Annotated in this window: 1 protein-coding gene; it reads left to right on the top strand. The window is 66.8% G+C overall.

Translation table 11 applies throughout. The annotated features are described in order from the left end of the window. Window positions 1-242: 242 nt before the first annotated feature. Window positions 243-1445, top strand: a complete 1203-nt coding sequence (locus ACFU5O_RS37455) for an IS110 family transposase (protein ID WP_384247499.1) — start codon at window positions 243-245, stop codon at window positions 1443-1445. The last annotated feature ends 23 nt before the right edge of the window (window positions 1446-1468 follow it).

Below are 1468 nucleotides of genomic sequence, written 5' to 3'. Positions count from 1 at the left end.
CCCCGTTACCGTTTTCGTGGCCCCGCAATGGGGTTCCCGGTCTCCGGGTCCGGCATGACTTGCGCCCCTTGTCGATCATGGTCGAAAAAGTGGTGTCACCGGGCCGGGAGGCATTGGCAGACCGCTGATCAGGGGCATGACCGCTCGCCTTGCTCGTCGGGGTGAAGCAGGCCTTCGTAACGTGGATGCCGGCACGCTGATGCCGCAGATGAGGCCGGGAAGGGTCTGCTGGGGAGGGGTAAGTGAGCGACGAGGGTGAGATCGATGTCTACCTCGGTCTGGACGTCGGCAAGGGCGAGCATCACGGCACCGCTCTGACTCCGGCGGGCAAGAAGGTGTTCGACAAGGCGCTGCCCAACAGTGAACCGCGGCTGCGTGAGCTGTTCGGGAAACTGCAGTCCAGGCACGGAACGGTGCTGGTCGTGGTGGACCAGCCGGCCTCGATCGGGGCTCTGCCGCTGGCCGTGGCCCGCGATGCCGGCTGTCGTGTCGCCTATCTGCCAGGGCTGACGATGCGGCGGATCGCCGACCTCTACCCCGGTGAGTCGAAGACCGATGCCCGGGACGCTGCGGTGATCGCGGATGCCGCCCGCACCATGCCGCACACTCTGCGGGATCTGGCGCCGGACGACGAGACCGTTGCCGAGCTGAACATGCTCGTCGGCTTCGACGATGACCTGGCCGGCGAGGTGACCCGCACCAAGAACCGTCTGCGCGGGCTGCTGACCCAGATCCATCCCTCGCTCGAGCGGGTCCTGGGTCCTCGCCTGGATCACCCGGCAGTCCTGTTCCTTCTTGAACGCTACGGCTCACCAGCACAGTTGCGGAAAGCCGGTAGGCGACGGCTGATATCCATGCTGCAGCCCAAGGCACCGCGCATGGCCCAACGAGTCGTCGAGGACATCTTCGACGCGCTCGACGAGCAGACCGTCGTCGTGCCCGGCACCGACGCTGCCGCCCTGATCGTCCCCAGCCTGGCCGCCTCGCTCACCGCCGTGCTCGACCAGCGCAGACTCCTCGCCGCCAGGATCGAGGAACTCCTGGAGGCACACCCTCTTTCGCAGGTCCTGATCTCCATGCCCGGCATCGGGGTCAGGACCGCAGCCCGCATCCTCATCGACGTCGGTGACGGCAGCGGCTTCGCCACCGCAGGCCACCTCGCCGCCTACGCCGGACTCGCGCCCGCCACCCGCCGATCCGGCTCCTCCATCCGCGGCGAACAACCCTCCCGACGAGGCAATAAACAGCTCAAGCGGGCCTTCTACCTCGCCGCGTTCGCCTCCCTGTCCCAGCCCGACTCACGCGCCTACTACGACAGGAAACGACGCGAGGGGAAACACCACGTCGCGGCCCTCGTCTGCCTCGCCCGACGTCGCATCGACGTCCTCTTCGCCATGCTCCGGGACGGCACCTTCTACGAACCGCCCAAGATCGCTACCGCTTGACGAAAACCATAGGGGCACTTTTT

Origin of the sequence: Streptomyces sp. NPDC057445, assembly GCF_042802855.1 — a bacterium.
Taxonomy (GTDB): Bacteria; Actinomycetota; Actinomycetes; order Streptomycetales; family Streptomycetaceae; genus Streptomyces.
This window is presented reverse-complemented; position numbering and strand designations above follow the sequence as displayed.